At 68.7% G+C, this 25,891-nt stretch carries 27 protein-coding genes; 10 read left to right on the top strand and 17 right to left on the bottom strand.

The features are described from left to right. Positions 1 to 34: 34 nt before the first annotated feature. Positions 35 to 2,323, bottom strand: coding sequence for an NADP-dependent malic enzyme (locus tag ACFQ27_RS12650; RefSeq protein ID WP_374343815.1), 2,289 nt, complete (start codon positions 2,321 to 2,323; stop codon positions 35 to 37). A 204-nt stretch (positions 2,324 to 2,527) separates the two neighbouring features. Between ACFQ27_RS12650 and dapB the strand changes: the two genes are divergently transcribed. Both dapB and ACFQ27_RS12640 read left to right on the top strand, forming a co-directional pair. Beyond that, positions 2,528 to 3,301: a 4-hydroxy-tetrahydrodipicolinate reductase gene (dapB, locus tag ACFQ27_RS12645; protein ID WP_377353843.1), complete on the top strand. Its 774-nt coding sequence runs from the start codon at positions 2,528 to 2,530 to the stop codon at positions 3,299 to 3,301. A 13-nt stretch (positions 3,302 to 3,314) separates the two neighbouring features. Further along, complete coding sequence (locus tag ACFQ27_RS12640; RefSeq protein ID WP_377353842.1) at positions 3,315 to 4,754, top strand: amidase family protein; 1,440 nt, start codon at positions 3,315 to 3,317, stop codon at positions 4,752 to 4,754. Here ACFQ27_RS12640 and ACFQ27_RS12635 read toward each other — a convergent pair. From ACFQ27_RS12635 to coaBC, 4 genes are all read right to left on the bottom strand, one after another. Next, positions 4,751 to 4,957, bottom strand: coding sequence for a DUF4287 domain-containing protein (locus ACFQ27_RS12635; RefSeq protein ID WP_377353841.1), 207 nt, complete (start codon positions 4,955 to 4,957; stop codon positions 4,751 to 4,753). The genes ACFQ27_RS12640 and ACFQ27_RS12635 overlap by 4 nt on opposite strands. Before the next feature lie 117 nt (positions 4,958 to 5,074). Further along, positions 5,075 to 5,659: a histidine phosphatase family protein gene (locus ACFQ27_RS12630; protein WP_374343823.1), complete on the bottom strand. Its 585-nt coding sequence runs from the start codon at positions 5,657 to 5,659 to the stop codon at positions 5,075 to 5,077. A gap of 56 nt (positions 5,660 to 5,715) precedes the next feature. Next, complete coding sequence (dut, locus tag ACFQ27_RS12625) at positions 5,716 to 6,171, bottom strand: dUTP diphosphatase (RefSeq protein WP_377353840.1); 456 nt, start codon at positions 6,169 to 6,171, stop codon at positions 5,716 to 5,718. Beyond that, positions 6,168 to 7,358, bottom strand: a complete 1,191-nt coding sequence (gene coaBC, locus ACFQ27_RS12620; RefSeq protein ID WP_377353839.1) for a bifunctional phosphopantothenoylcysteine decarboxylase/phosphopantothenate--cysteine ligase CoaBC — start codon at positions 7,356 to 7,358, stop codon at positions 6,168 to 6,170. The genes dut and coaBC overlap by 4 nt, the downstream gene beginning before the upstream one ends. 121 nt (positions 7,359 to 7,479) lie before the next feature. Here coaBC and ACFQ27_RS12615 point away from each other — a divergent pair, with 121 nt between their 5' ends. Next, complete coding sequence (locus ACFQ27_RS12615) at positions 7,480 to 8,010, top strand: hypothetical protein (protein ID WP_377353838.1); 531 nt, start codon at positions 7,480 to 7,482, stop codon at positions 8,008 to 8,010. 143 nt (positions 8,011 to 8,153) lie between these two features. Here the strand turns inward: ACFQ27_RS12615 and ubiB are convergent, their stop codons facing one another. Together ubiB and ACFQ27_RS12605 are read right to left on the bottom strand one after the other, a co-directional pair. Further along, positions 8,154 to 9,659, bottom strand: a complete 1,506-nt coding sequence (gene ubiB / locus ACFQ27_RS12610) for a 2-polyprenylphenol 6-hydroxylase (RefSeq protein ID WP_377353837.1) — start codon at positions 9,657 to 9,659, stop codon at positions 8,154 to 8,156. Between the two features lie 3 nt (positions 9,660 to 9,662). Next, positions 9,663 to 10,415, bottom strand: coding sequence for a class I SAM-dependent methyltransferase (locus tag ACFQ27_RS12605; protein WP_377353836.1), 753 nt, complete (start codon positions 10,413 to 10,415; stop codon positions 9,663 to 9,665). 79 nt (positions 10,416 to 10,494) lie between these two features. Between ACFQ27_RS12605 and mutM the strand changes: the two genes are divergently transcribed. The 7 genes from mutM to ACFQ27_RS12570 all read left to right on the top strand — a co-directional run bounded on the left by mutM (position 10,495) and on the right by ACFQ27_RS12570 (position 16,624). Next, positions 10,495 to 11,358 (top strand): bifunctional DNA-formamidopyrimidine glycosylase/DNA-(apurinic or apyrimidinic site) lyase, encoded by an 864-nt coding sequence (mutM, locus tag ACFQ27_RS12600; RefSeq protein WP_374343835.1) that lies wholly within the window; start codon positions 10,495 to 10,497, stop codon positions 11,356 to 11,358. Between the two features lie 7 nt (positions 11,359 to 11,365). Further along, on the top strand, positions 11,366 to 12,238 hold the full coding sequence (locus tag ACFQ27_RS12595; RefSeq protein WP_377353835.1) for a TraB/GumN family protein: 873 nt from the start codon (positions 11,366 to 11,368) through the stop codon (positions 12,236 to 12,238). 31 nt (positions 12,239 to 12,269) lie between these two features. Continuing rightward, entirely contained in the window at positions 12,270 to 13,046 is a 777-nt protein-coding gene (locus ACFQ27_RS12590; protein WP_374343839.1) for an enoyl-CoA hydratase, read from the top strand. Continuing rightward, the gene (locus ACFQ27_RS12585; RefSeq protein ID WP_374343841.1) at positions 13,046 to 13,630 is read left to right on the top strand and encodes a GDSL-type esterase/lipase family protein; all 585 of its coding nucleotides are present in this window, start codon (positions 13,046 to 13,048) and stop codon (positions 13,628 to 13,630) included. The genes ACFQ27_RS12590 and ACFQ27_RS12585 overlap by 1 nt, the downstream gene beginning before the upstream one ends. A 115-nt stretch (positions 13,631 to 13,745) precedes the next feature. Continuing rightward, positions 13,746 to 14,015, top strand: a complete 270-nt coding sequence (gene rpsT / locus ACFQ27_RS12580; RefSeq protein ID WP_374343844.1) for a 30S ribosomal protein S20 — start codon at positions 13,746 to 13,748, stop codon at positions 14,013 to 14,015. A 415-nt stretch (positions 14,016 to 14,430) separates the two neighbouring features. Next, positions 14,431 to 15,906: a chromosomal replication initiator protein DnaA gene (gene dnaA / locus ACFQ27_RS12575; protein ID WP_377353834.1), complete on the top strand. Its 1,476-nt coding sequence runs from the start codon at positions 14,431 to 14,433 to the stop codon at positions 15,904 to 15,906. Positions 15,907 to 16,186: 280 nt separating this feature from the next. Further along, positions 16,187 to 16,624, top strand: a complete 438-nt coding sequence (locus ACFQ27_RS12570; RefSeq protein WP_377353833.1) for a DUF2214 family protein — start codon at positions 16,187 to 16,189, stop codon at positions 16,622 to 16,624. On the opposite strand, the gene ACFQ27_RS12565 is transcribed toward ACFQ27_RS12570, so the two are convergent. From ACFQ27_RS12565 to infB, 10 genes are all read right to left on the bottom strand, one after another. Next, on the bottom strand, positions 16,609 to 17,070 hold the full coding sequence (locus tag ACFQ27_RS12565; protein ID WP_377353832.1) for a GFA family protein: 462 nt from the start codon (positions 17,068 to 17,070) through the stop codon (positions 16,609 to 16,611). The two genes, ACFQ27_RS12570 and ACFQ27_RS12565, sit on opposite strands and share 16 nt — an antisense overlap. Before the next feature lie 257 nt (positions 17,071 to 17,327). Next, positions 17,328 to 17,546 carry a DUF6471 domain-containing protein gene (locus ACFQ27_RS12560; protein ID WP_374343852.1) on the bottom strand — a complete coding sequence of 73 codons (219 nt, stop codon included), beginning with the start codon at positions 17,544 to 17,546 and terminating at the stop codon, positions 17,328 to 17,330. A gap of 131 nt (positions 17,547 to 17,677) precedes the next feature. Beyond that, positions 17,678 to 19,822, bottom strand: a complete 2,145-nt coding sequence (gene pnp / locus ACFQ27_RS12555; protein ID WP_374343854.1) for a polyribonucleotide nucleotidyltransferase — start codon at positions 19,820 to 19,822, stop codon at positions 17,678 to 17,680. Between the two features lie 239 nt (positions 19,823 to 20,061). Beyond that, positions 20,062 to 20,331, bottom strand: a complete 270-nt coding sequence (rpsO, locus tag ACFQ27_RS12550) for a 30S ribosomal protein S15 (protein ID WP_374343856.1) — start codon at positions 20,329 to 20,331, stop codon at positions 20,062 to 20,064. Between the two features lie 3 nt (positions 20,332 to 20,334). Next, the gene (gene truB / locus ACFQ27_RS12545; RefSeq protein WP_374343858.1) at positions 20,335 to 21,279 is read right to left on the bottom strand and encodes a tRNA pseudouridine(55) synthase TruB; all 945 of its coding nucleotides are present in this window, start codon (positions 21,277 to 21,279) and stop codon (positions 20,335 to 20,337) included. Continuing rightward, positions 21,279 to 21,707, bottom strand: a complete 429-nt coding sequence (gene rbfA, locus ACFQ27_RS12540) for a 30S ribosome-binding factor RbfA (protein WP_374343860.1) — start codon at positions 21,705 to 21,707, stop codon at positions 21,279 to 21,281. Before rbfA ends, truB begins: the two co-directional genes overlap by 1 nt. A 92-nt stretch (positions 21,708 to 21,799) precedes the next feature. Beyond that, positions 21,800 to 22,591, bottom strand: a complete 792-nt coding sequence (locus tag ACFQ27_RS12535) for a dienelactone hydrolase family protein (RefSeq protein ID WP_377353831.1) — start codon at positions 22,589 to 22,591, stop codon at positions 21,800 to 21,802. Between the two features lie 36 nt (positions 22,592 to 22,627). Next, complete coding sequence (locus tag ACFQ27_RS12530) at positions 22,628 to 23,152, bottom strand: DUF2939 domain-containing protein (RefSeq protein ID WP_377353830.1); 525 nt, start codon at positions 23,150 to 23,152, stop codon at positions 22,628 to 22,630. A gap of 12 nt (positions 23,153 to 23,164) precedes the next feature. Continuing rightward, the gene (locus tag ACFQ27_RS12525) at positions 23,165 to 23,689 is read right to left on the bottom strand and encodes a lipocalin family protein (RefSeq protein ID WP_377353829.1); all 525 of its coding nucleotides are present in this window, start codon (positions 23,687 to 23,689) and stop codon (positions 23,165 to 23,167) included. Between the two features lie 113 nt (positions 23,690 to 23,802). After that, the coding region (infB, locus tag ACFQ27_RS12520; RefSeq protein WP_377353828.1) for a translation initiation factor IF-2 at positions 23,803 to 25,891 on the bottom strand (2,089 nt) is incomplete at its 5' end.

The raw sequence follows: 25,891 nt of genomic DNA, 5'->3' as shown, positions 1-25,891 counted from the left end.
GCGGTCCGTCAGGGGTTGAGGCGGCGAGCCCGCATCAGGCCTGGGCCTCCATCAGGTCCTGCTCGTAGGCGGCGAGCGTCGCCATGTGCAGGATCTTGGACACCGAGGCCGACAGCGGGGCGATCTGCACCGCGTGCTCCAGGCCCAGCAGGATCGGCCCGATCACCGTCGCCCCGCCCAGCGACTGGACCAGCTGGGTCGAGATCGAGGCCGAGTGGATGGCCGGCATGATCAGCACATTGGCCGGGCCGGTCAGGCGCATGAAGGGATAGTTGACCCGCCGCTCCGGCTCGAGCGCCAGCTCCGGCGACATCTCGCCCTCGTACTCGAAGTCGACCCCCATCTCGTCCAGCATGGAGACGGCCTCGATGACCTTCTCCGAGCGCTGACCCATGGGGTTGCCGAAGGTGGAATAGGACAGGAAGGCGACGCGGGGGGTGTAGCCCAGGGCCTTCACCGCCTCGGCTGCGCCGCAGGCGATCTCCACCAGGTCCTCGGCGTCCGGCATCTCGGTGACGCTGGTGTCGGCGACGAACAGGGTGTGGCCCTTGGCCAGCACCACGCTCATGCCCATGATCCGGCCGTTGGGATCGGGATCGATCACCCGCAGAACGTCTTCCAGCGCCTGGTCGTAGGAGCGGGTCACGCCGGTGACCATGCCGTCCGCATAGCCCAGGGCCACCATGGAGGCGGCGAAGGAGTTGCGGTCCTGATTGATCAGCCGCTGGACGTCGCGCTTCAGGTAACCCTGGCGGGCCAGGCGCGCGTACAGGAACTCCACGAAGGCCGGGTTGTGCTCGAAGGTGCGGGCGTTGACGACCTCCAGCTTGACCTCTTCGGGGTCGAGGCCGGCGGTCTTCATGTTCTGCAGCACCAGCTCGTCGCGGCCCACCAGGACCGCTTCGCCCAGGCCGGCCTGCTGGAAGGCGTAGGCGGCGCGGATGACGCTGGGCTCCTCGCCCTCGGCGAAGACGATGCGCTTCTTCGGGCTCTTCAGCACCGTGCCCTGCACCTTCTGCAGGAAGGCGGCGGAGGGGTCGAGGCGCTGGGCGAGGCTGGCGCGATAGGCGTCCATGTCCTCGATCGGACGGCGCGCGACGCCCGTGTCCATGGCCGCCTGGGCGACGAAGGGCGGAATGTAGGAGATCAGGCGCGGGTCGAAGGGCGAGGGAATGATGTATTCCGGCCCGAACTTCAGCTTGCGCCCGGCATAGGCCGCCGCCACCTCGTCCGGCACGTCCTCGCGGGCCAGCTGGGCCAGCGCGTTGGCGCAGGCGATCTTCATCTCCATGTTCACGCGCCGGGCCCGGACATCGAGGGCGCCGCGGAAGATGTAGGGGAAGCCCAGGACGTTGTTGACCTGGTTCGGATAGTCGCTGCGGCCGGTGCCGACGATGGCGTCGGGGCGCACGGCGTGGACCTCTTCCGGCAGGATTTCCGGATCCGGGTTGGCCATGGCGAAGATCAGCGGATTGGGCGCCATCTTCAGGATCATGTCCTGGGTCAGGACGCCCTTGGCCGACAGGCCCAGGAAGACGTCTGCACCCACCAGGGCCTCGGCCAGCACCCGGGCGTCGGTGTCGACGGCGTGGGCCGACTTCCACTGGTTCATGCCGGCGGTGCGGCCGCGATAGATGACGCCGGTGTTGTCGACGGCGATGCAGTTCTCGTGACGCACGCCCATGGACTTGATCAGGTCCAGGGTGGCGATGCCGGCCGCGCCGGCGCCGCACAGCACCACCTTCACCTCGTCCAGCTTGCGGCCGGTGATGTGGCAGGCGTTGATCAGGCCGGCGGCGGAGATGATCGCCGTGCCGTGCTGGTCGTCATGGAACACCGGGATGTCGAGCAGCTCCTGCAGCTCGGTCTCGATGCGGAAGCATTCCGGAGACTTGATGTCCTCCAGGTTGATGCCGCCGAAGGTCACGCCGATGTTCTTGACCACCGTGATGATCTCGTCCGGATCGGTGGCCGAGACCTCGATGTCGATGGAGTCCACGTCGGCGAACCGCTTGAAGAGGACGCTCTTGCCCTCCATCACCGGCTTTGACGCCAGGGCGCCCAGATTGCCCAGACCCAGGATCGCGGTGCCGTTGGAGATCACCGCCACCAGGTTGCCCTTGGAGGTGTAGTCGTAGGCGAGATCCGGGTCCTCGGCGATCTTCAGCACCGGTACGGCCACCCCCGGCGAATAGGCGAGCGACAGGTCCCGCTGGGTCACCATCGGCTTCGTGGCCATGATGGCGATCTTCCCGGGCGTCGGGTGCCGGTGGAAGCTCAGGGCTTCCTCGTCGGTGAAGGTGCGCTTTTCGGCGTCGCTCATAGGGGCGGCGGCTCCTCGAGGGGTCGTCTGGATAGAGGGGGGCCAACCTATAGAGCGCGGCCGGGCGGAACAACCGTCGGAATCCCTAGATTCGTGGGGCTTTTACGCCTTGATCTCGCTCACTTGGGGGAAGCTCTGCCGCTAGCGCGGCTTGACCGGCGGGCCGCGGGCGCGGGAGAAGCGGGCTTCACCTGGAGGCCGCCGATGTCCGCTCCCGTCCGTATCGCCATCGCCGGCGCCCTGGGCCGCATGGGCATGGCCCTGATCCAGGCCGTCGAGGCCCGCGAGGGCGCCGTGCTGGCCGCCCGCTTCGACCGGCCGGGACTGGAGGCCGAGGGCCTGGTCAGCCGCGACGAGGCCCTCGATCTCTGCGACGTGGTCATCGACTTCACCACCCCGGATGCGTCCCTGGCCCTGGCGCAGGCCTGCATGGCCCGCGGCGGCCCCGCCCTGGTGATCGGCGCCACCGGCATTCCCGCCGACAAGCTGGCCCAGATCCACAAGGCCGCCGAGGTCCTGCCCATGGTCCAGACCGGCAACTTCTCGCTCGGCGTGAACATGCTGATGGGCCTGGTGGCCCAGGCGGCCCGGGCGTTGGGGCCGCAGGCCTATGACGTTGAGGTCTTCGAGGCCCACCACAAGCGCAAGGTCGACGCCCCCTCCGGCACCGCCCTGATGCTGGGCGAGGCCGCGGCCCAAGGTCGGGGCGTCGCCCTGTCGGCTGTCGCGCGCCACGCCCGCGACGGGATCACCGGGGCAAGGCCGGAGGGCGAGATCGGCTTCTCGGTCATGCGCGGCGGCGGCATCGTCGGCGAACACTCGGTCAGCTTCATCGCCGAGGACGAGATCCTGACCTTCAGCCATTCGGCCCGCGACCGGGGCCTGTTCGCGCGCGGCGCGGTGGAGGCCGCCATCTGGCTGGCAGGCAAGCCCGCGGGCGCCTACGATATGCAGGATGTGCTGGGCCTGAAGGGCTGAGGGAGCAAGGGCGATGGCGGCCGACATCCTGGACCTCGACGCCACCGACCAGCTGCTCTGCCTGACCGCCAAGGAAATCTCGGCCCTCGACCTGCTCAAGTTGTCGCTTGGCCGGCACGAGAAGACCCATAAGCGCCTGAACGCCGTCATCGCCGCTGACCTGGAGCGCGCCCTGGAAACGGCGCAGGTGGTCGATGACCGCCGGGCGCGCGGCGAACTGCTGGGGCCGCTGGCCGGCCTGCCCATGACCATCAAGGACGGGCTGGACGTGGAGCACATGCCGGCCTCGGCCGGGGTGGAGGCCTGGCGTCACCGCTGGTGCGAGGACGCCGACGCCGTCGCCCATGCCCGACGGGCGGGCGCGGTGATCTGGGGCAAGACCAATGTGCCGGTCATGCTCAGCGACTGGCAGAGCTTCAATCCGATCTATGGGACCACCAACAACCCCTGGGACCCGAAGCGCACCAGCGGCGGCTCGTCAGGCGGGGCGGCGGCGGCCCTGGCGGCCAAGGTCACGGCCCTGGAGATCGGCTCCGACATCGGCGGGTCCCTGCGGGTTCCGGCCAGCTTCTGCGGCGTGTTCAGCCACAAGCCGACCTATGCCCTGGTCTCCCAGCGCGGCCACGCCCCGCCGGCGCCGGGCGCCTATGCCGAGCCGGACCTGAACGTGGTCGGGCCCATGGCGCGCTCGGCCCGTGACCTGCGCCTGCTGCTCAGCGTGATCGCCGGGGCCGGCCAGGCCAAGGCGCCGCCCGCCGACCTGACCAGGCTGAAGATCGGCCTGTGGCTCGACGATCCCCTGCTGCCGGTGGACGCCGAGGCCCGCGCGGTGATCGAGGCCCTGGCCGCCGAGATGAACGCCGCCGGCGCCCGGATCGAGCCCATCGACAGCCCGGTCGACCTCGAAGAGCTGATGGACGCCTATCTGGTGCTGCTAGGCGGCGAGATCGGCGCCGGCCTGCCCAAGGGCCAGTACCGGGCCATGCAGCGCACCCGCGGCCTCGCCCGCCTGGCCCGCGCCATGGGGGCCGATCCGATGTCCTGGGCGGGCCTGGTGCTGGCCTACACGCCCACCCACGCCGAGTGGCTGGAGGCCAATGAGACCCGCGAGCGGATGAGCGCCCAGCTGGACAAGGTGTTTTCCCAGTACGACGTGATCTTCGCCCCGGCGACGCCGCGCACCGCCTTCCCGCACAATCACCGCGCCTTCACCCGGCGGCGGCTGAAGCTGGAGGACGGCCGCGAGCTGGCCTACGGCATGATGCTGAACTGGATCAGCCTGGCGACCGCCTGCCGCCTGCCCGCCACCACCGTGCCAGCGGGCCTGTCGGCGTCGGGCCTGCCGGTGGGGATGCAGATCATCGGCGCCTATGGGACGGACACCCGCACCCTGGCCGTGGCCCAGGCCATCGACGAGAATTTCCGCGGCTATGTGAGCCCGCCGGGGTTCTAACCCCCCGCCATCACGTGGGCGACGATGGCGTTGGCGTGGCCGTGGCCCAGGCCGTGCTCGTCCTTGAGCATGGCCACCAGCTCCATATGCTTGGCGGGCTGGCGCGCTTTCACCAGGTCCAGCCAATGCTGGATCGGCTGGCCGTACTTCTTCTCGATGGACGGAAAATAGGACGCCGGGCCCTTCACCTTGTCGTCAGCCATGGGGTGTCTCCTCTGCTCGGGACCTTAGGACGGCCAAGCGACCTGCGCGCCGACACACCCCATTGTGTCATCCCGGTTTGCCCGCAGGGCAAGACCGGGATGACATGGAAGCGGGACCTACAACCCCTCAAAATGCGGATGCAGGTGCGGGGTCTCATTCAGGCTGAGCACGTTCCGCTGGCCGCCGCGGGCGGCCATGAAGCGGTGGATGCTGGTATAGACCGGCTCAAAGAACAGCCGGGGCTCCATGCGCAGGACGTGGGCGGTCCAGACATTGATCACCCCGCCGTGGCAGAACACCGCCACCCGCTGGCCGGAGTGGTCGGCGATCACCTCTTCCAGGGCCTCGACCACCGTCTTCTGGAACAGGGGCACGTCGATCCCGTGGCCGCCCTCGGCCATGGCGCGCCAGGCGGCGTAGTCCTCGCGCTTCAGTTGCTCCATGGGAACGTAAGCCCCCGAGCCCTTGTCGAACTCGACGATGCCTTCCTTGGTGCGGACCTCGTGGCCGGCGGCGGCGGCGAAGGGCTCGGCGGTCTGGCGGGCGCGGGTCATGGTGCTGGCGTAGACCGCGTCGATCTTTTCACCCGCCAGCCAACGCGCCACCCGGCGAGCCTGGTCGTGGCCCTCGTCGGACAGATGCGGGTCGTCGGTCTCGGCGCTGCGCACCGGCAGGCCATGGCGGATCAGGATGAGTTCCATGGGTGTCCCCTCTCGAATGCCGGGGGGCGTCTGACGCGCCCTCGCCGGCGAAATCCCTATTGCGCTCCGGTCGACCCGAAGCCGCCGGCGCCACGGGCCGTCTCGTCCAGGCTGTCGGTTTCGGCCCACGCCGCCTGGATCACCGGGGCGATCACCAGCTGGGCGATGCGGTCGCCCCGGCGGATGTGGAACTCCTCCTCGCCCAGATTGACCAGGATGACCTTCACCTCGCCGCGGTAGTCGGCGTCCACCGTGCCCGGCGCATTGGCCACCGTGACGCCGGACTTCAGCGCCAGGCCCGAGCGCGGCCGCACCTGGCCCTCGAAGCCGGACGGGATCGCCATGGACAGGCCGGTGGGCACGGCCAGCCGAGCGCCGGGCTTCAGGGTCACGGTCTCGTCCTCGCCCACCGCGGCGCGCAGGTCCATGCCCGCGGCGTCGGCTGTCTCATAGGCCGGCAGGGGCAGGTCGGCGTTGTGGGCCAGGCGACGGACGGCGATGACGGGCTTCACGAAAATTCCTTTGCCATGCGTTGGGCGAGCCGCCGGGCCACCTCGGCCTTGGGCGCGCGATCCCATCGCTCGATTCCCCCCGCCGTGACGATGGCCACAGCGTTGTCGTCGCCGCCCATGGTGCCGGCGATGGAGACGTCATTGGCGACGATCCAGTCGCAGCCCTTCCGGGTCAGCTTGCCCTGCGCATAAGCCTCGACCTCGTGAGTCTCGGCGGCGAAGCCGACCACCAGCTTCGGCCGGGCGGCGGACCGGGACAGGGTGGCCAGGATGTCGGGGTTCTCGACCAGGGTCAGGACCGGCGGCCCGTCTCCGGTCTTCTTGGTCTTGGTGGCCGCTACGTGTTCAGGGCGCCAGTCTGAAACCGCAGCCACGCAGACGGCGATGTCGGCGGGCAGGGCCGCCTCGCAGGCCGCCAGCATCTCCCGCGCCGTCTCGACGTCCACCCGCCGGACGCCCTTGGGCGTCGGCACGGACACCGGCCCGGCCACCAGGGTCACCTCGCAGCCCAGCTCAGCCAGGGCCGCCGCAATGGCGAAGCCCTGCTTGCCGCTGGAGCGGTTGGTCAGCACCCGCACGGGGTCCACAGGCTCGGCGGTGGGGCCGGCGGTGACGATGGCGCGGCGTCCGGCCAGGGGCTTGGGCGCCCCGGACAGGGCGGCCAGGATCGCCTCGAAGATCGCCTGCGGCTCGGCCATGCGGCCGGCGCCGAACTCGCCACAGGCCATGGCGCCCTCGTCGGGGCCGACGAAGGTGACACCGTCGCCTTGAAGCGTCTTCAGGTTCCGCTGGGTGGCGGGATGCTCCCACATGCGCACATTCATCGCCGGGGCCATCAGCACCGGCTTGTCGGTGGCGAGCAGGGTCGTCGACGCCAGATCGCCGGCCAGGCCATTCGCCGCCTTGGCCATGAGGTCGGCGGTGGCCGGCGCGACAACCACCAGGTCGGCCGAGCGCGACAGCTCGATATGGCCCATCTCCGCCTCGTCGGTCAGGGAGAAGAGCTCGGAATAGACCTTGTCCTCGGCCAGGGCCGAGAGGGACAGGGGCGTGACGAACTCGGCGCCGGCCTTGGTCAGGATCGGGCGCACCACGATCCCGGCCTTTCGCAGCAGCCGGGTCAGTTCGAGGGTCTTGTAGGCGGCGATCCCGCCCCCGACGATCAACAGAATCCGCTTTTCCGACAAGGCGTCCGGGCCCTCCGCGCGTGGTCCCTTCTCCTATTCCAAAGCCGGGCTCTGGACAAACGCCCCGATCCGTTCTTTATTCGTTCTCAATTCAACCTGACCGTGCGATCTGGAGGGGGACATGTCAGGAGTCAGCAAGGGCCTGGGACTGGCGGTCCTGATGTGCGGGGCGGCCCTGTCGGGATGCGAGCGATCATCCGCCGTCGCCACCGCGCCGGCCGCCCCGGCCAGCAGCGGGCGAGACCGGGAGGCGGCCTATGACGCTCCGGCGCAGGCCGAGGCGCCGGTGAAGACCGTGGCCGGCAAACCCATGTGGTCGGCCAGCCGCAAAGGCTCCGCCGAGGAGAACGCCCAGCGCAGCTTCGACCGCAACGGCGCGGACTTCGCCGCCCGGGATGTCGATGATTTCGTGCGCAAGGCCCACGACTTCGTCGACCATCCGCCGGCGGGCACCCAGACCATCACCCGCGCCAACGGCGACACCCTGTTCTACGACGCCAAACACAACATCTTCGCCGTCTCCAACAAGGACGGCGCCCCGCGCACCATGTTCAAGCCCGACGAAGGCGCGGCATACTGGGACAAGCAGAAGGCCAGCCAGGCCGCCTACGAACGCCGTGCGGCCTCGAAGCGGGACAAGTCGGAGGGGTGATCCCTAGCGTGTCATCCCGGTTTGCCCGCAGGGCAAGACCGGGACCCATAGACACTGACCTCTCAGGAAAACCCCGCGCATATGGGTCCCGGACAAGCGCTCCGCGCTTTCCGGGATGACACCCCTATACGCCGCCAAAAAGCTCAGCGCAGGAAGGCGGCCAGCGCAAACGCGAAGCCCGCCGCGGCGGCGCCCAGGGCGAACCACAGGCCCGCGTGGTGCTGCCGGTCTTCCACCACCGCCACGGTCGTGGACGGCGGGGTCTCGATCAGGCGGGCGAGGTTGCGCAGGGCGGCCAGGCCCTCGTCGGCGAAGCGCTTGGCCTGGGTCGCCGGGGATAGTTCGCGGGTCATCCAGCGGCGCACCACCGGATCGGCGGCGGCCCAGATGTCGTGTTCAGGATCGATGCGGCGGGCCACGCCCTCCACCGTCATCATGGTCTTCTGCAGGAGCACCAGTTCGGGGCGCAGGCGCATCTCGAACAGGGCCGTGATCTCGAACAGCTGGATCAGCACCCGGCTCATAGGCACCTGGGAGGCCGGGCGGCCGAACACCGACTCGCCCACCGCGCGCAGGGCCTGGGCGAAGGCCGCGACGTTCTGGTGGCGCGGCACATAGCCGGCGTCGAAATGCACCCGGGCGACCCGGTCATAGTCCCGCTGCAGGAAGCCCCAGAGGATCTCGGCGAGGTAGCGCCGCTCCGGCGCGCCCAGCCGGCCGAGGATGCCGAAGTCCACGGCGGTGATCCGGCCCGGCGCCTGGACGAACAGGTTGCCCTCGTGCGGATCGGCGTGGAACACGCCGTGATCCAGGGCCTGGGACAGGAAGGCCCGTGTCAGGTTCTCGGCCAGCAGCCGGCGATCCAGGCCCGGCAGCTCCAGGGTCGCCGGATCGGACAGGGGCGCGCCCTGGGCCCATTCCAGGGTCAGGACCCGCTTGCCGACGCCTTCCCAGATGACCCGGGGCGCGGTCATGTAGCCGTCGCGGGCCATGACCTCGCCCATCTCGTCACAGCCGGCGGCCTCGAGCCTGAGGTCGAGCTCCAGTTCGGTGGCCTTGATCACGGTTTCGGCGAGCGCGATGGGCTCCAGCCGCCGCGCCGGGGCGCTGACTTTCTCCACCAGCCGGGCGGCCAGGCGCAGGACCTCGGCGTCCTCGCCTACCCGCCGGGTGATGCCGGGCCGAAGCACCTTCACCGCCACAGCGCGGCCATCCTTCAGCCGGGCCCTGTGCGCCTGGGCCAGCGAGGCCGCCGCCACCGGCGGGCCGAAGTCGTCGAACAGGGCCTCTACGGGCTGGCCGAGGGCGGCCTCGATTTCGCGTCGGGCCGCTTCCATCGGGAACGGGTCGAGCTTGTCCTTCAGCCGCGCCAGATCCTCGGCGAACTCGACCCCGAAGATGTCGGCCCGCGTGGACAGGAGCTGGCCGAGCTTGATGGCCACGGGGCCAAGCCCCTCCAGGCTGCGCGCCAGGCGCTCGCCCGGACGGCCGCGCCGGGCTTCCGCGCCGGCCAGCAGACGCACCGTCCCCGACAGGGCCAGGATCGATGGAGGATAGAGCTCTTCCAGTTCGCGGGGCAGCAGGGCGTCGTTGCGCGCCAGCCGCCATCCCGCCCCGATCAGCCGGCCAAAGGCCGCGATACGTCCCATCGGCTAGATCGCCCAGCCCTGGTGCAGGGCGGCCACCCCGCCGGTGAAGTTGGTGTAGGTCACGCGGGTGAAGCCCGCCTTGGTCATCATGCCCGCGAAGGTCTTCTGATCCGGGAAGCGGCGGATGCTCTCCACCAGGTACTGGTACGAGGCGCGGTCCTTGGTCACCACCTCGCCAATCGCCGGAATGACCTTGAAGCTGTAGGCGTCATAGGCCTTGCGGAGCAGCTCGGTGGGCGGCCGCGAGAACTCCAGGCACAGGAAGCGTCCGCCGGGCTTCAGCACCCGACGCGCCTCGACCAGCGCGGCCTGGACGTCGGTGACATTGCGGATGCCGAAGGAGATCACATAGGCGTCGGCGAACTTGTCCGGCACGGGCAGGCGCTGGGCGTCACCCACCGACCAGGCCATTTCCGGCTCGCCGCCCTTGGCGCGCCCCGCGGCGATCATCTCGGCGTTGTAGTCGATCACATAGACCTGGGCGTCGTCTCCGCCCCGGCGCAGCTGGGCGGCGCGGGCCATCTTGGAGAACCTGCGGGCCATGTCGCCGGTGCCGCCGGCCACGTCGAGGATCACCTCGCCCGGCTGGGGGTTCAGGCGCGCGGCGACCGCGTCCTTCCAGAGCCGGTGCACGCCCGCGCTCATCAGGTCGTTCATGAGGTCGTAGCGGCTGGCGACGGAATCGAACACGCCCCGAACCAGGCGGGGCTTTTCCTCTGCCGCGACGTCGCGGAATCCGAATGTGGCTTCGGGCATGGGGCCTCATAACGCCTGGGCGCAGCCTGCGCCACCGATCTTCGTTGCGCCGGGCGGGCGGGGCGTGCGATCCCGGCTCATGCCTGAACTTCCTGAGGTCGAAACGGTTCGCCGCGGCCTGGCCCCGGTGCTCGAGGGCCGGCGCCTGTCGCGGGTCGAGCAACGGCGCGCCGACCTGCGCTTTCCGTTTCCCGACGGCTTCGTCCAGCGCCTGACCGGGGCGCGGATCACCGCGCTGCGCCGCAGGGCCAAGTACCTGATGGCCGAGCTCGACCGGGGCGAGACCCTGGTGATGCATCTGGGCATGAGCGGGCGTTATGAGATTGCGCGCCCTGAGGGCTCCGAGCGTCCCGGCGAGTTCCACTACGCCGCCGATCCGGACCCCAAGCACGCCCACGTGGTCTTTGAGACCGAGGACGGCGGGCGGGTCACCTATTACGACCCGCGCCGGTTCGGCTACATGGACCTGATCGAGACCGACCGGATCGCCGAGCATCCCTGGTTCAAGGCCCTGGGGCCGGAACCCCTGTCGCCCGAGTTCGACGCCGCCCGGCTGAAGGCCGCCTTCGAGGGCCGCCGCCAGGGACCCAAGACCCTGCTCCTCGACCAGCGGATCGTGGCGGGTCTCGGCAACATCTATGTCTGCGAGGCGCTCAACCGGTCCCGCATCTCGCCCTTCAAGCCCGCCGACAGCATCCCGAAGAAGAAGCTCGCCCCCCTGGTGGAGACCATCCGCGAAGTGCTGGAGGAGGCCATCGCGGCCGGCGGCTCCACCTTGCGGGACTACGCCGCCGCCGACGGGGCGCTGGGCTATTTCCAGCACCGCTTCCGCGCCTACGACCGGGAGGATGAGCCCTGCCTCAATCCCGGCTGTACGGGCACCATCGCCCGCGAGGTCCAGGCGGGCCGATCGACATTCTTCTGCCCTGTCTGCCAGCGATAGCCGGGCCATGACCCTGCGCCGCTTCTCCGCCGCCCTCGTCGCCGTCGCCCTCCTGGCCTGCGCCGGGCCGGCCGCCGCCAAGCCCCCGGTCTGGATCGTCCGCGACAAGGATTCCGAGCTGGTGCTGTTCGGCTCGATCCATGTGCTGCAGGCCGATCTCGACTGGCGGCCCGCCCGGCTCGACCAGGCCCTGAAGACCGCCGACGATCTGTGGTTCGAGCTGCCCATCGACGCCGACAGCCAGGCCGAGACCGCCCGCCTGGCTGTCGCCCACGGCTATCTGCCCCAGGACCAGAGCCTGACGGCCATGCTGTCGCCCAAGGGCCGCACCCGGCTGGCCAAGGCCTGCGCCAAATACGGCCTGTCCCCGCCCCTCATCGACCGGCTGGAGCCCTGGTACGCCGAGGTCGCCCTGTCGACGGCCCAGTTCCGGGCCGAGGGTGCAAAGGCCGACACCGGGGTGGAGCAGACCCTGTCCGCCACCGCCCCGCAGAGCGCCCAGCGCCGGGCCTTCGAGACCCCCGCCCAGCAAATCGCCATGTTCGACGGCGCCTCGCGGGCGGCCCAGATCAAGTCGCTGGAAGAGACCCTTTCGGACATCGAGGCCGATAAGAGCGACCTCACGGGGCTGATCCGGGCCTGGATGGCCGCAGACGTGAAAGCCCTGGAGAAAGACGTGTTGCGGCCCATGCGCGACACAGCCCCGGAGATCTATGAGCGCCTCGTGGTCCAGCGCAACGCCGCCTGGACCGCGACCCTCGACGCCCGGCTGAAGGGCGAGGGCCACACGGTGGTGGTGGTCGGCGTCGGCCACCTGATCGGCCCTGGCGGCCTGCCCGCCCGCCTGCGAGCCCTTGGCTATTCGGTCGAGGGGCCTTAATCCCGCTCCAACGCGATCTATGGAGGCGGACATGGCCTACGAAACTCTTCTGGTGAGCACGCAGGATGGGGTCACCCTGATCCGCCTCAATCGGCCCGAAGCCCTCAACGCCCTGAACAGCCAGCTCCTGGGCGAGCTCTGCACGGCCCTGGACGCCGCCGAGGCCGATGACGCCGTCGCCTGCGTGGTCCTGACCGGCTCGGAGCGCGCCTTCGCCGCCGGCGCCGACATCAAGGAAATGTCGGAGAAGACCTACGCCCAGATGTTCAAGTCCGACTTCTTCGGCGACGCCGCGCGGCGCATCGAGCAGTTCCGCAAGCCCATCGTCGCCGCCGTGGCCGGCTACGCCCTGGGCGGCGGCTGCGAGCTGGCCATGCTGTGCGACTTCATCATCGCCGCCGAGACCGCCAAGTTCGGCCAGCCCGAGATCAATCTGGGCGTCGCCCCTGGCATCGGCGGCACCCAGCGCCTGACCCGCGCCGTGGGCAAGTCCAAGGCCATGGACATGATCCTGACCGGCCGGATGATGGACGCCGCCGAAGCCGAGCGCGGCGGCCTGGTCAGCCGGGTGGTCCCCGCCGACAAGCTGATGGACGAGGCCATGGCCGCCGCGGCCAAGATCGCCAGCCAGTCGCCCCTGGCCGTGATGATGAACAAGGAACTGGTGGACGCCGCCTTCGAGACCACCCTGGCCGCCGGCGTCACCCTGGAGCGGCGCCTGTTCCACTCCCTGTTCGCCTTCGACGACCAGAAGGAGGGCATGGCGGCCTTTGTCGAAAAGCGGAAGCCGGCCTTCAAGGGCAGCTGATGCGGCTTCTGGCCTTCGGCGACAGCATCACCGTCGGCGCCGGCGATCCGGACCATCTAGGCTGGATCGGCCGGGCGCTTGCGGGGCGCCGGGAGGTGACCCTCTATAATTTAGGCGTCCGACGGGAGACCTCCGCCGACATCGCCAGGCGCTGGCGGGCCGAGGCCGAGCCCCGGTTCGTCGAGATCGAGCCTATGCGGATCGTCTTTTCCTTCGGGGTCAATGACTGCAACCTCGAGGACGGTCGGCCCCGTGTGGCCGCCGTCGAGACCCTGAAGCTGGCTCGAGAGATGCTGACGGGCGCGCAAGCCCTCTGCCCGGTCCTGATGGTCGGCCCGCCGCCGGTGGTGGACGCGGGCCTCTGCGCCCGCGTGGAGGCGCTCAGCGACAGCCTGACGGCCCTGTGCGCCCGCCTGCGCGTCCCCCTCATCGATGTCTTCCGTCCCCTGGCCGCCAGTGGCCTTTGGCAGGCCGAGGCCGCCGCCTGGGACGGCGCGCACCCCGGCCCCGGCGGCTATCAGCAGATGGCCGATCTGGTCGCCGCCCACCCCGCCTGGAGATCCTTCACGGCCATCGCCGAATAGGGATTTCACAATAGGCCGGAAGGCGCATTGACCCAGCCGGGTCCATCCCGTATATCCGCGCCTCCATTTTGCCGCCGGGCTTCACAGCCTGGCGCGTCCGTTTGAGAGCTAGAGCATGGCCAACAACCCCGGCGCCAAGAAGGCGGTTCGCAAGATCGCCCGCCGCACGGAAGTCAACAAGTCGCGCCGCTCGCGCGTCCGCACCTATCTGCGGAAGTTCGAGGAAGCGATCGCCAAGGGTGATGTCGCCGTCGCCAAGACCGCCTTCGTCGAGGCTCAGTCCGAGCTGATGCGGGCCGTCTCCAAGGGCGTCGTCCACAAGAACACCGGCTCTCGCAAGGTGTCGCGTCTGGCCGCTCAGCTGAAGAAGCTGGCCACCGCCTGACTTTTGGGCGCCGCCGTCTAGGCGCGCCCTAAGTCCTTGATCTGTATCAAGATTTATCCAAACCCGCAGGCCTCCAGGTCTGCGGGTTTTGCTTTGCCCGGAACCCATTCTGGTGGGCGGCTGCGACGAATCCGCTCAGTTAACGGAGGGTCAAAAACCAGATTCCCTTGCCGCGCGAGGGCTTAGGTTGAGTCAACGAAAATATCCGCAAAATGGGCGAAGAATCTCCGTTGACCCCCCCTCGCCCCTGGCTAGTGTTCAACCTCTAAAGACGATCTTCCATTCGAACTCGGATGAAAAAACCGGTGGCGGGACTCTACCTCCTTCCGCGGCTAGAGGATTGTTTTTCCTAATTTTTGGCTGACTGGGTCGTGGGGGCTTGGTCAGCCCGGCTGATGACAGGGGTGCATCTAAGATGTCGAGCGGGGGTATCGCGGAAACCATGACGGCGGCGCCGGCTGGAGCTGTGTGGGCCAAGACCTGTCAGGCCCTGAAACGCGAACTCGGCGAGGCGACCTTTGGCTCCTGGCTGGGCCAGGCCGCCCTGCGCGAGACCGGGGCCGAGGTGTGCCTGGTCGCCGCCACGGGTGTCGCTCGCGATTGGATCCGCCGTCATGCCTGGCGCCGCATCGGCGAGCTGTGGGCGCAGAATGACCCCATGGGCCGCCGGCTCGACCTGAAGTCGCGCATGGAGTTCGACGCTCAGGCCCCGGCCGCGCCCGTGTCCATGGCCGCGCCCGCGGCGATCGCCCCGGCCGCCCTCTCCGTGGTGTCTTCCACCACGGCGCCTTCCGAGCCCACGGTGGTGGAGATCGAGGTCGACCTGGCCGCCGCCGAGCCCGCCCGCGCCCGCCAGCAGGGCCTGCAGGAGCGCTTCTCCTTCGACACCTTCGTCCCCGGCCCGGCCAATGAGTTCGCCTTCGCCGTGGCCCGCCGCGTCGCCTCATGGGCCGACGGCCACTTCAACCCGGTGCTCTTCCACGGGCCCTACGGGTTCGGGAAGACCCACCTGCTGAACGCCCTGGCCTGGGAAGCCATGCGGACGGCGCCGGGCAAGCGGGTGGTCTATCTGACCGCCGAGCGCTTCACCTCGACCTTCGTGAAGGCCCTGCAGGACCGCCAGACCGCCGCCTTCAAGGAAGAGCTGCGCAACGCCGACCTGCTGCTGATCGACGACGTCCAGTTCGTGGCCGGCAAGACCACGACCCAGGAAGAGCTGTTCCACACCCTCATCGCCTTGGTCGAGGATGGCCGCCGGGTGGTGATGACCGCCGACCGCTCGCCGGCCGAACTGTCGGAGATGGAGCCGCGCCTGCGCAGCCACCTGCAGGCGGGCCTTGTCTGCGGCATCGAGCCAGCCGACCGCACCCTTCGTCTGGGCATCCTGGAGCGCAAGCTGGCCACCCTGGCCCAGCAGGGCAAGTTCATGCCCTCGGCCCGGCCCGAAGTCCTGCAGTTCCTGGCCGACCGCTTCACCGACAGCGTGCGCGAGCTGGAAGGCGCCCTGAACACCCTGGTGGCCCGTGTGGGCGGCGACATCGCCCGCCTGACCCTGGACGAGGCCCAGGCCATCCTGCGGCCTCACCTCGCCTGTAATGACCGCCGGGTGACCGTCGACCAGATCCAGAAGGCCGTGGCCGAGCACTACCAGCTCAAGCAGGCCGACCTGATTTCAGAGCGCCGCGCCCGCGCCGTGGCCCGTCCGCGTCAGGCCGCCATGTGGCTGGCCAAGCAGATCACCACCCGCTCCCTGCCGGACATCGGCCGGCGCTTCGGCGGCCGCGACCACACCACGGTCCTGCACGCCGTCCGCCGCATCGAGGCCCTCAAGGCCGAAGACGCCGCCTTGGCCCACGATCTGGACGTCCTGCTGCGGAAGCTGCGCGGGTGACGAGCGCCGGCTCGCGCTTGCGAGCCGGATCCGAACGACAACGATTTGTCGTTCGGCGCGAGGAACGCCCGAAGCGCAAGCGGAGGGCCGGCTCGCCGCTCATCCCGCCGAACGCCGGGAACCAGATCGTATGGCTCAACGCCTCCAGGCGCACGCCATCCGAGCCAACCCTGACCTCACCCCGCCCGTCACCTGGATCCCGGCCTTCGCCGGGATGAGCGGTGGGAGTTTTGACTCCTGCCCAAGCTTCAGGCCTCATGGCCCTCAAGAGGGACCCACCATGCTCGACCTGACGCTCGCCATCGCGCACCACGTGCTGATCTTCGCCCTGTTCGGGGTGCTGGTCGTCGAACTGGCCACGGTGAAGAAGGGGATGGGCCAGACGGCCATCACCCAGGTGGCGGCGGTGGACCTCTGGTACGGCATCCTGGCGGCCCTGATCCTGGCGGTCGGACTGATCCGGGCCTACTTCTCCGCCAAGGGCTGGGCCTATTACAGCCACAACGCCTTCTTCTGGGCCAAGATCGGGGTCTTCCTGCTGATCGGCCTGTTGTCCGCGCCGCCGACCATCTTCTTCATCAAGACCCGTCGGACCGAGGCGATCCCCGCCGACGCCGAGATCTCCCGCGTGCGCATGTTCCTGCACCTGGAGGCCGTGCTGTTCCTGCTGCTGCCCGGCTTCGCCGCCGCCATGGCCCGGGGCTACGGGGCCTTCTGAGCCGTCGCATAGCCCTGTAGCAGGGCCGGATAGTCCTCCATCCCCGGGAAGCCGTCGAAGCTGCGGGCCACCGGGACCTCGACCCAGGCCAGCTTCTCGGCCACGCAGGTCGCCATATAGGGGCGGAACCAGTCCGTATCGTCGAACAGGGTGGCGCGCACATTCACCAGGTGCGAGGCGTCGTCCATACGGGTGAACACCCAGCTCATGCAGTCAGGGCAGTGGTGGTGCTTGGGCGAGGCCTTCATGCCGCCCAGGACCGGCTCCCCGGCGGTGACCTCAAACGCCTCTGACGTCGCCAGGGCGCTAAGCGAATAGGCGCTCCCGGTCATCCGCTGACAGCCCTTGCAGTGGCAGACCATGGTCAGCATCGGCGCGGCGTTCAGGCGGAAGCGCACGCGGCCGCAACGGCAGCCGCCGTCCAGCGGCAGGGCGGGTTGGGTCATGGATCGGCTCCTTGAGTGTCGCGTTGACCATAGGGGCGCCTGGACCCCACGTCCTGTCAGCAGACTGGAGCGACCCCTGTTACGACCGTCATGGCCGGGCTTGTCCCGGCCACCCATGACCTCCGTTTTGACCGTCAAGACACACGTCGGACCACCGCGCCGCCATTGGGCGGATCAGGCGCGTATGGGTGGCCGGGACAAGCCCGGCCATGACGGTCAGGGGGCGTGAGACGCGGCGCGCCAGCACCCGGCCCCCTTCAGAAGTCCAGATGCACCACAGGGGCGCCCATGGCCTCAAAACACTGGGTGACAAAGGGGCCGGTCAGGGGCGCACGCTCGATCTGCTCGGTGACCTCGGCCTCGGTGTAGGTCAGCCCATGCAGGTCGAGCAGTCGCGCCAGTTCGGCATAGTCGATCCCGCGCCGCGCCAGCTCAGCCTTCAACAGGCCCCGCACATCGTCCGTCGGCTCCGCCATGACGGGTCTCCCTTCCCATGCCCGATCTGTCCGCCCAGGCTGTGGCGGCTTTGGGGCGGGCCGGAATACGAAAAGGGCGGCCGCACACTGGCGGCCGCCCCCTGTCGTTCAGACCGAAGTCAGGTCGAAGCTTAGGCTTCTTCCTTCTCCTCGGCGCCGTCCTTCTTGGACAGGTCCTCGCCCGTCTCCTGGTCCACGATCTTCATGGACAGGCGGGTCTTGCCGCGGTCGTCGAAGCCCAGGAGCTTCACCTTGACCTGCTGGCCTTCCTGCAGGACGTCCGAGACCTTCGCGACGCGCTCGTTGGAGATCTGGCTCACGTGAACCAGGCCGTCCTTGGCGCCGAAGAAGTTCACGAAGGCGCCGAAGTCGACGATCTTGACCACCTTGCCGGTGTAGATCTGGCCGACTTCCGGCTCGGTCGCGATGGACTTGATCCAGTCCTTGGCGGCGTCGATCTTCGACTGCTCGGCGGCCGCGATCTTGATCGTGCCGTCTTCGCCGATGTCGATCTTGGCGCCGGTCTCGGCGACAATCTCGCGGATCACCTTGCCGCCCGAACCGATCACTTCGCGGATCTTGTCGACCGGGATCTTGATGGTCTCGATCTTCGGCGCGTGCTCACCCAGGTTGGTGCGCGGCGCTTCCATCGCCTTGTTCATCTCGCCTAGGATGTGCTGACGGCCGGCCTTAGCCTGCTCCAGCGCCTGCTTCATGATCGCTTCGGTGATGCCGGCGATCTTGATGTCCATCTGCAGCGAGGTGATGCCGTCGGCGGTGCCGGCGACCTTGAAGTCCATGTCGCCCAGGTGATCTTCGTCACCCAGGATGTCCGACAGAACCGCGAAGCCGTCGTCCTCGAGGATCAGGCCCATGGCGATGCCGGAGACCGGCTTCTTCAGGGGCACGCCCGCGTCCATCAGGGCCAGCGACGAGCCGCAGACCGAGGCCATGGACGAGGAGCCGTTGGACTCCAGGATCTCGGAGACCAGACGGATGGTGTAGGGGAAGTCTTCGTAGTTCGGCAGCATCGGGCGGATAGCGCGCCAGGCGAGCTTGCCGTGGCCGACTTCACGACGGCCAGGGGCGCCCATGCGGCCGGTCTCGCCGACGCTGAAGGGCGGGAAGTTATAGTGCAGCAGGAACTTCTCGTAGTACTTGCCTTCGAGAGCGTCGATCAGCTGCTCGTCGTCGCCGGTGCCCAGGGTGGCGACCACCAGGGCCTGGGTTTCGCCGCGGGTGAACAGGGCCGAGCCGTGAGCCCGGGTCAGCACGCCCACTTCCGAGACGATCTGGCGAACCTTGTCAACGGTGCGGCCGTCGATGCGGATGCCGGTGTCCAGGATGTTGCGACGGACGACGTCGGCTTCCAGTTCCTTGAACACGCCACCGAGCTTGGCGGCGTCATAGCCGTCCGGATTGGCCTCGGACTTGGCGAAGGCGGCCATCGCCTTGGCCTTGGCGGCGCCGACGGCGTCGTGACGCTCGCCCTTGGCGACGATCTTGTAGGCCTTGGCCAGGTCGGCGCCGATCAGTTCCTTGACCTTCGCCTTGAGGGCCGAGGTGTCCTCGGCGGCGAATTCGAAGGGCTCCTTGGCGGCGTGTTCGGCCAGTTCAATGATCGCGTCGATCACCGGCTGCATGGACTTGTGCGCGAAGGTGACGCCGCCCAGGACGACCTCTTCGGACAGTTCCTGGATCTCCGACTCCACCATCATGACCGCGTCATGGGTGCCGGCGACGACCAGGTCCATGGCGGACTCTTTCTGCTCGTCGAGGGTCGGGTTGAGGACGTATTCGCCGTTGATGTAGCCGACGCGCGCGCCGCCGATCGGGCCCATGAAGGGCGCGCCGGACAGCACCAGGGCGGCCGAGGCGGCGACCATGGCCACGATGTCCGGGTCATTTTCCAGGTCGTGGGCCAGAACGGTCGTGACCACCTGGACTTCGTTCTTGAAGCCGTCGGCGAACAGCGGACGGATCGGACGGTCGATCAGGCGCGAGGTGAGGGTTTCCTTCTGCGACGGCGCGGCTTCGCGGCGCGGGAAGGAGCCGGGGATCTTGCCGGCGGCGTAGTACTTCTCCTGATAGTTCACCGTCAGGGGGAAGAAGTCCTGGCCGGGCTTCGGCGACTTGGCGAACACGGCGGTGGCCAGCACCATGGTCTCGCCATAGGTGGCGAGCACCGAGCCGTCGGCCTGGCGGGCCATGCGGCCGGTTTCGAGGGTCAGCGTCTTGCCGCCCCACTCGATCGTCTTGCGTTTGATGTCGAACATTTTCTCTTCTCTCTCATCCCGCGGGCGTATTCCCGGGCGGGGGCGGACAGGGCGTCGGTCTTCCGAAATCCTCTCCATTCAGACAGGCGACGAGGATTTCGGCGAACCCTCGGCGTACGGGGCCGGACAGCCGCATATGGCGGTGTCCGGTTCGCCGCCCGCCCGGCCTGTCGCGGGAAAGCGGCGTCTAAGATCCAGGCCTATACGCAAAGCCCCCGGTTTCCCGGGGGCTCGCGGTGTTAGCGGCGCAGACCGAGCTTTTCGATCAGGGCCTGATAACGGCCGGCGTCGGACGTCTTCAGGTGATCGAGCAGCGAACGGCGCTGGGAGACGAGCTTGAGCAGGCCCCGGCGCGAGTGGTTGTCCTTCTTGTGCGTCTTGAAGTGGTCGGTCAGGTTCGCAATCCGCTCAGAGAGGATCGCCACCTGCACTTCGGCGCTACCCGTGTCGCCCTCAGAGCGGCCATGGGTCTTGATGAGTTCGGCCTTACGGTCGGTCGTGATCGACATCGGTCAGTCTCCGCTCTTGTCCAGATGAAAGACCCGCGTGGGCTCGAGCCGGCCCATGCGCATCTCGCAGAGCGCAACCAGATTCCCGTCCGACATGGCTGAAACGGTGCGAGAGCCGGGCAGAAGCTCGGCTTTCAAGGTTTCCACCTGTCGGGGAACGAGAACGATTGATCGTCCCTGCTTGAGCCTGAAAGCGTCTTCGGCGGTCACGGCCAACTCCGGGATGTCGTCCAGGGCGGTCTCGACCGGAAGCAATAGCTCCAAGCAGCGGGCCTTATGCCCGAAATCCTCTAGCAATTCCAGCGTTATCGCCCGGTCCTCGGAAAACGGCCCGACGCGGGTCCGGCGCAGCGCGCTGACATGTCCGCAGGCGCCCAGGCGGTCCGCGATGTCGCGGACCAGGGCCCGGACATAGGTGCCCTTGCCGCAGTCCATCTCCAGCTCGACATGGTCGGCGTCCGGGGCGCCCAGCACCCGCAGGCCATGGATCATCACCGGCCGGGCCTTCAGCTCCACCGTCTCGCCGGCCCGGGCCAGGTCATAGGCGCGCTCGCCGTCCACCTTGATGGCGGAATAGGCCGGCGGGACCTGCTGGATCTCGCCGACAAACTCATCCAGCACCGCATCCACCTCGGCCGGCGTGGGTCGCACGTCGGACTGGGCGATGGTCTCGCCCTCTCGGTCATAGGTCGCGGTCGTCCGGCCCCAGGCGATCGTGAAGCGGTACGACTTGTCGGCGTCGACCAGGAACGGAACCGTCTTGGTGCCTTCGCCCAGGGCGATCGGCAGGATGCCGGTGGCCAGGGGGTCAAGGGTGCCGGCATGACCCGCCTTCTGGGCGTTGAAGGTCCGGCGCACACGGCTGACCGCGTGGGTCGAGGTCAGATCATAGGGCTTGTCGAGGCAGATCCAGCCGGAGACGGCCTCGCCCTTCTTGCGGCGGCCCATCAGTCCTCGCCGTCCTGATCGTCTTCGTCTCGCTCCAGGTCCTGGCGGACGCGCGGATCGTTGAACAGGGCGTTCATGCGGCTGGCTTCATCGAAGCTGTCGTCATGAAGGAAGCGCAGGTCCGGGGTGAACTTCATGTCGATCATCCGCCCCAACCGCCCGCGCAGGAACTTGGCGTGGCGCGCCAGGGCCTTGATCACCGGGCGCGGATCGCCGCCGCCCAGGGGCTCGATGAAGCAGGTGGCGTGCTTCAGGTCCGGACTCATCTTGACCTGGGTCAGGGTCACCGACACCCCGTCGAGGTCCGGGTCGTTCAGGTCCTCCTCCAGGAGGATCTCGACCAGGGCGTGACGGATCAGTTCGCCCGCGCGAAGCTGGCGCTGGCTGGGCCCGGACGGGGCGCCGCGGCCATGGGACTGGCGTTTCATGGGAAGCTTGCCTCTCTGAGCCTGGGGCGCGGATCGGACGCGCCCTCAGGGAAGCGGCGGCTTCTAGAGAGGAGCCATCCGATTGTCCACCGTCAGGCGCCGGTCCGCTCTTTGAAGAACGCGATCACCCGCTGCTCGGCGGCCTTGCTGGGTCCGTCCTCGGCCAGGTGAACGGTCAGCACCGAATGGGGCGGCCGCTCCGAGCGCGCGGCGTCCTCGTCCTCCAGCTCGATGGCCTCGAACTTGTCGCCAAACTCCCGCTTCAGGGTCTCGAACCGGGCGTCGGGCACCAGGGCGTCGGACTTGAAGCGCAGGCCGATCATCGACAGCCCTTCGTCCTTGAACCGCTGCTTGGCGCAGGACACTTCCGCCGGGCTGGCGTCGATGCCGGCGGCGCGGATCTTCGAGCCCGCCGCCATGGGCATGGAGGGCTGGGACAGAACCGGCGCCACCACCGACGGCTCGGTCATCATGGCCAGGGCGAAGCCGCCGGTGAAGCACATGCCCACCGCGCCCACGCCCTTGCCGCCGCACTCGGCGTGGGCCTTGCGGGCGAGCGCCCGCAGCCACTCGACAATGGGCGAGGACTTGCCGGCCTTCCAGACATTGAACTCACGGCGGATGCAGATCGCCCCGAACATCGAGCCGAGGGCGTAGCCGGTGGTGACCGGCCGGCCAGGCTGGCCGAACAGGCTGGGCAGGAAGACGGTCATACCCTGAGCCGCCACACGGTCGGCGAACTGGATCACCTGCGGGTGCAGGCCGGGGATCTCATGGATGATGATGACCGCGGGGCCCGAGCCCCGGCGCCACACCGGGCGGGTATAGGGCCCGTCGGTGAACTCGGATTTGTCGTACTCCGACAGCGCGGCTTCGTAGCTCATCTCGTCCCCCCAAGCTTTGTGGGGAGACTAAGCCGATCAGAGCTTCACGCGCAGCATGGAAATGTCGCCCTCGAAGCCCGACAGCTTCCAGGTCCCGTCGGTCTGGGTGAACACCAGCATGCAGGGCCCGTCCCTCTTGCGCGTCGCGCAGACCCGACCGTCCGGCATCGCCTTCAAGGAGCCCGCGATGGCGACCGCGCCAGGGATCGGGGTGGAGGGCTTGTAGCCATAGTATTCCGCCACGCTGCGGAACACCTTGGGCTGGACCAGGCTGTCGCCGGCGATGTCGGCCAGGGCTGGGGCGAGGATGACGCCCAGCGCCTTCCAGCCGTCGCCGCCCTGGGCCGTTCGGGTCCGGTCCACCAGCCGCGCCTCGATCTCCCGCTTCAGCGCCTTGCGGTCCACGTGGGCCTCGAACGCCGCGCTGTCATTGTCGCGGATCGAGACCAGCAGGGCATGGACGTCATTGGCCGCGCTCAGCCGCTGGGCGGTGGCGCAGGCGCTGAGGCTGAACGCCGCAGCGAGGACAAGGGTCAGACGCAGGAGGGCGGCGGGTCGCATCGGGGTGGCGCTCTAGGGCTGGGCGGTGAAGTGCAGCAGGCTCGTATCGTAGCCCAGGGCCTTCACCCGGGCGACCAGATCCTCGCGGGTCTGGGCGTCGGGCCGAGCCTGGCGGGTCAGGATCCAGAGATAGCGCCCGCTGGGCTCGCCCACGATGGACCAACTGTAGTCAGGCGCCCGGTCGAGCACCCAATAATCCGCATAAAAGGGGCCAAAGAACGACACCTCCAGCTTGGCGCCCTTGTCGTCGCCGGTCAGCCGGGCCACGCCCTTGGCCACCGTGGACTTGCCGCCCCGCTCGCAGGCGTTCAGCACCGAGAGCTTGCCGTCCGGCCGCTGGCCATAGGTGGCGGTGACATTGACGCAGTCCCGCTCGAACCGGTTCTCATAGCGGGCGAACTCCCGCCAGGTCCCCAGATAGCGGTCGAGCTCCACCCTCTGGGCGGGCTCAGGGACCTTGGGATTGCCGACGGGCATGGCGGCGCAGGCGGACAGCCCGGCCGTGGCGATCAGAAGCGGAAGGAGAAGCTGGCGCATGGGCCCAATCTAGGAACTGGACGAGCGCTCCGCCACTCGGCGGAGGACGGGCGCAAAGCAAAAGGCCCTCCCCGCGAGGGAAGGGCCTTGGGTGCTGTGCGGGCCTGCGGGCCTTAGAGGCTGCGCTTGACCTCTTCGAGGTTGAAGCACTCGATGGTGTCGCCCTCTTTGATGTCCTGGAAGCCCTGGAAGAACATGCCGCATTCCAGGCCGGAGCCCACTTCGGCGACGTCGTCCTTGAACCGCTTGAGGGTCTGCAGGGTGCCCAGTTCCAGAACCACGATGTTCTCGCGGATGATCCGGACGCGGGCGCCACGCTTGACCACGCCTTCGGTGACCCGGCAGCCGGCGACCTTGCCGACCTTGGTGATGTCGAACACCTGCAGGACGCGCGCATTGCCCAGGAAGGTTTCGCGCTGTTCCGGCGCGAGCATCCCAGAGAGCACGCCCTTGATGTCGTCGATCAGGTCGTAGATCACCGAATAGTAGCGGATCTCGACGCCTTCACGTTCGGCCAGCTGGCGCGCCTGGGACGAGGCGCGGACATTGAAGCCGATGATGGGCGAGTTGGCGCCCTTGGCCAGCATCACGTCGCTTTCGCTGATGGCGCCGGCGCCGGACAGGATGATCCGGGCGCGAACCTCGTCGGTGCCCAGCTTGTCCAGCGAGCCCACGATGGCTTCGGCGGAACCCTGGACGTCGGCCTTGATGATGACCGGCAGCTCCGAGATCTTCTTGTCCTGCAGCTTGGCCATGAAGTCGGCCATGGTCACGCCGCCAGCCAGGGGAGCGCCCGCCTTTTCGCGCTTCAGACGCGTGCGGTACTCGGTCAGCTCACGGGCGCGGGCCTCGTTCTCGACCACGGCGAAGGCTTCGCCAGGGGCCGGGGTGCCGTCGAGGCCCAGGATCTCCACCGGGGTGGAGGGACCGGCTTCGGTCAGCTGCTCGTCGCGCTCGTTCAGCAGGGCGCGGACGCGACCAAAGCTGGAGCCGGCGACGACGATGTCGCCCCGCTTCAGGGTGCCGCGCTTGACCAGCACGGTGGAGACGGCGCCGCGGCCGCGATCCAGCTTGGCCTCGATCACCACGCCGTCGGCGGTGCGGTCGGGGTTGGCCCGCAGGTCCATGACCTGGGCCTGCAGCAGGATGCCTTCGATGAGGTCGTCGAGACCCATCTTTTCGGTCGCCGAGACCTGGATGGCCTGGGTGTCGCCGCCCAGGCTTTCCACCACGATCTCGTGCTGCAGCAGCTCGTTGATCACGCGGGTCGGGTCGGCGCCGGGCTTGTCGATCTTGTTGATCGCCACGATCAGCGGCGCACCGGCGGCCCGGGCGTGCTGGATGGCTTCCACCGTCTGCGGCATGACGCCGTCATCGGCGGCCACCACCAGCACCACGATGTCGGTCACATTGGCGCCGCGGGCGCGCATGGCCGAGAAGGCGGCGTGGCCGGGGGTGTCCAGGAAGGTGACGCGCTCGCCGCTTTCCAGGCGAACCTGGTAGGCGCCGATGTGCTGGGTGATCCCGCCATGTTCGCCGGCGGCCACGTCGGTGGCGCGCAGGGCGTCCAGCAGGCTGGTCTTGCCGTGGTCGACGTGACCCATGACGGCCACCACCGGCGGACGCGGCTCCAGGTGATCGTCCTGGTCCTCGGCGCCGATGAAGCCTTCTTCGACGTCGGCTTCCGACACGCGCTTCACGGTGTGGCCGAATTCGGTGGCCACCAGCTCGGCGGTGTCGTTGTCGATCACGTCGTTGATCTTCAGCATCACGCCCTGACGCATCAGGAACTTGATGATCTCAACGCCGCGGGTCGCCATCCGGTTGGCGAGCTCGCCCACGGTGATGACGTCGGGGATGACCACTTCGCGCGCGGTGCGGGCCTGCTCCTGGGCCCCGCCCTTGCGCTTTTCGCGCTCGCGCTCCCGGGCCCGGCGAACCGAGGCCAGCGAACGCATCCGTTCGACGGCGCCCTCATCGTCACCGGCGACGGCTTGGATGGTCAGGCGGCCTTCGCGGCGCTGAGCCGCGCCCTTGACGCGGCTGATCGCCTTGTTCGGCGGCGCATTGGCCGACTTGCGGCGCGTATCGTCATCGTCATCCGGACGGCGGTCGAGGTTGGCCGAGCCGGGGCGCGGCGCCTGGCGGGCGGCGCGCTGGATCTCAGGCGTGGCCGGCGGCGCATTGGGCGCCACCCGCGGC

The sequence above is a fragment of the Phenylobacterium conjunctum genome, from assembly GCF_042679085.1.
Classification (GTDB): domain Bacteria; phylum Pseudomonadota; class Alphaproteobacteria; order Caulobacterales; family Caulobacteraceae; genus Phenylobacterium; species Phenylobacterium conjunctum.
Note: the sequence above shows the minus strand (reverse complement) of the source record. Positions and strands in the feature narration are given on the sequence as shown.

What these genes read in the sequence shown, in the direction of transcription:
- ACFQ27_RS12650 (WP_374343815.1), bottom strand. Translation starts at nt 2,323, where the DNA reads ATGAGCGACGCCGAAAAGCGCACCTTCACCGACGAGGAAGCCCTGAGC.
- dapB (WP_377353843.1), top strand. Translation starts at nt 2,528, where the DNA reads ATGTCCGCTCCCGTCCGTATCGCCATCGCCGGCGCCCTGGGCCGCATG.
- ACFQ27_RS12640 (WP_377353842.1), top strand. Translation starts at nt 3,315, where the DNA reads ATGGCGGCCGACATCCTGGACCTCGACGCCACCGACCAGCTGCTCTGC.
- ACFQ27_RS12635 (WP_377353841.1), bottom strand. Translation starts at nt 4,957, where the DNA reads ATGGCTGACGACAAGGTGAAGGGCCCGGCGTCCTATTTTCCGTCCATC.
- ACFQ27_RS12630 (WP_374343823.1), bottom strand. Translation starts at nt 5,659, where the DNA reads ATGGAACTCATCCTGATCCGCCATGGCCTGCCGGTGCGCAGCGCCGAG.
- ACFQ27_RS12615 (WP_377353838.1), top strand. Translation starts at nt 7,480, where the DNA reads ATGTCAGGAGTCAGCAAGGGCCTGGGACTGGCGGTCCTGATGTGCGGG.
- ubiB (WP_377353837.1), bottom strand. Translation starts at nt 9,659, where the DNA reads ATGGGACGTATCGCGGCCTTTGGCCGGCTGATCGGGGCGGGATGGCGG.
- ACFQ27_RS12605 (WP_377353836.1), bottom strand. Translation starts at nt 10,415, where the DNA reads ATGCCCGAAGCCACATTCGGATTCCGCGACGTCGCGGCAGAGGAAAAG.
- mutM (WP_374343835.1), top strand. Translation starts at nt 10,495, where the DNA reads ATGCCTGAACTTCCTGAGGTCGAAACGGTTCGCCGCGGCCTGGCCCCG.
- ACFQ27_RS12595 (WP_377353835.1), top strand. Translation starts at nt 11,366, where the DNA reads ATGACCCTGCGCCGCTTCTCCGCCGCCCTCGTCGCCGTCGCCCTCCTG.
- ACFQ27_RS12590 (WP_374343839.1), top strand. Translation starts at nt 12,270, where the DNA reads ATGGCCTACGAAACTCTTCTGGTGAGCACGCAGGATGGGGTCACCCTG.
- ACFQ27_RS12585 (WP_374343841.1), top strand. Translation starts at nt 13,046, where the DNA reads ATGCGGCTTCTGGCCTTCGGCGACAGCATCACCGTCGGCGCCGGCGAT.
- rpsT (WP_374343844.1), top strand. Translation starts at nt 13,746, where the DNA reads ATGGCCAACAACCCCGGCGCCAAGAAGGCGGTTCGCAAGATCGCCCGC.
- dnaA (WP_377353834.1), top strand. Translation starts at nt 14,431, where the DNA reads ATGTCGAGCGGGGGTATCGCGGAAACCATGACGGCGGCGCCGGCTGGA.
- ACFQ27_RS12570 (WP_377353833.1), top strand. Translation starts at nt 16,187, where the DNA reads ATGCTCGACCTGACGCTCGCCATCGCGCACCACGTGCTGATCTTCGCC.
- ACFQ27_RS12565 (WP_377353832.1), bottom strand. Translation starts at nt 17,070, where the DNA reads ATGACCCAACCCGCCCTGCCGCTGGACGGCGGCTGCCGTTGCGGCCGC.
- ACFQ27_RS12560 (WP_374343852.1), bottom strand. Translation starts at nt 17,546, where the DNA reads ATGGCGGAGCCGACGGACGATGTGCGGGGCCTGTTGAAGGCTGAGCTG.
- pnp (WP_374343854.1), bottom strand. Translation starts at nt 19,822, where the DNA reads ATGTTCGACATCAAACGCAAGACGATCGAGTGGGGCGGCAAGACGCTG.
- rpsO (WP_374343856.1), bottom strand. Translation starts at nt 20,331, where the DNA reads ATGTCGATCACGACCGACCGTAAGGCCGAACTCATCAAGACCCATGGC.
- truB (WP_374343858.1), bottom strand. Translation starts at nt 21,279, where the DNA reads ATGGGCCGCCGCAAGAAGGGCGAGGCCGTCTCCGGCTGGATCTGCCTC.
- rbfA (WP_374343860.1), bottom strand. Translation starts at nt 21,707, where the DNA reads ATGAAACGCCAGTCCCATGGCCGCGGCGCCCCGTCCGGGCCCAGCCAG.
- ACFQ27_RS12535 (WP_377353831.1), bottom strand. Translation starts at nt 22,591, where the DNA reads ATGAGCTACGAAGCCGCGCTGTCGGAGTACGACAAATCCGAGTTCACC.
- ACFQ27_RS12530 (WP_377353830.1), bottom strand. Translation starts at nt 23,152, where the DNA reads ATGCGACCCGCCGCCCTCCTGCGTCTGACCCTTGTCCTCGCTGCGGCG.
- ACFQ27_RS12525 (WP_377353829.1), bottom strand. Translation starts at nt 23,689, where the DNA reads ATGCGCCAGCTTCTCCTTCCGCTTCTGATCGCCACGGCCGGGCTGTCC.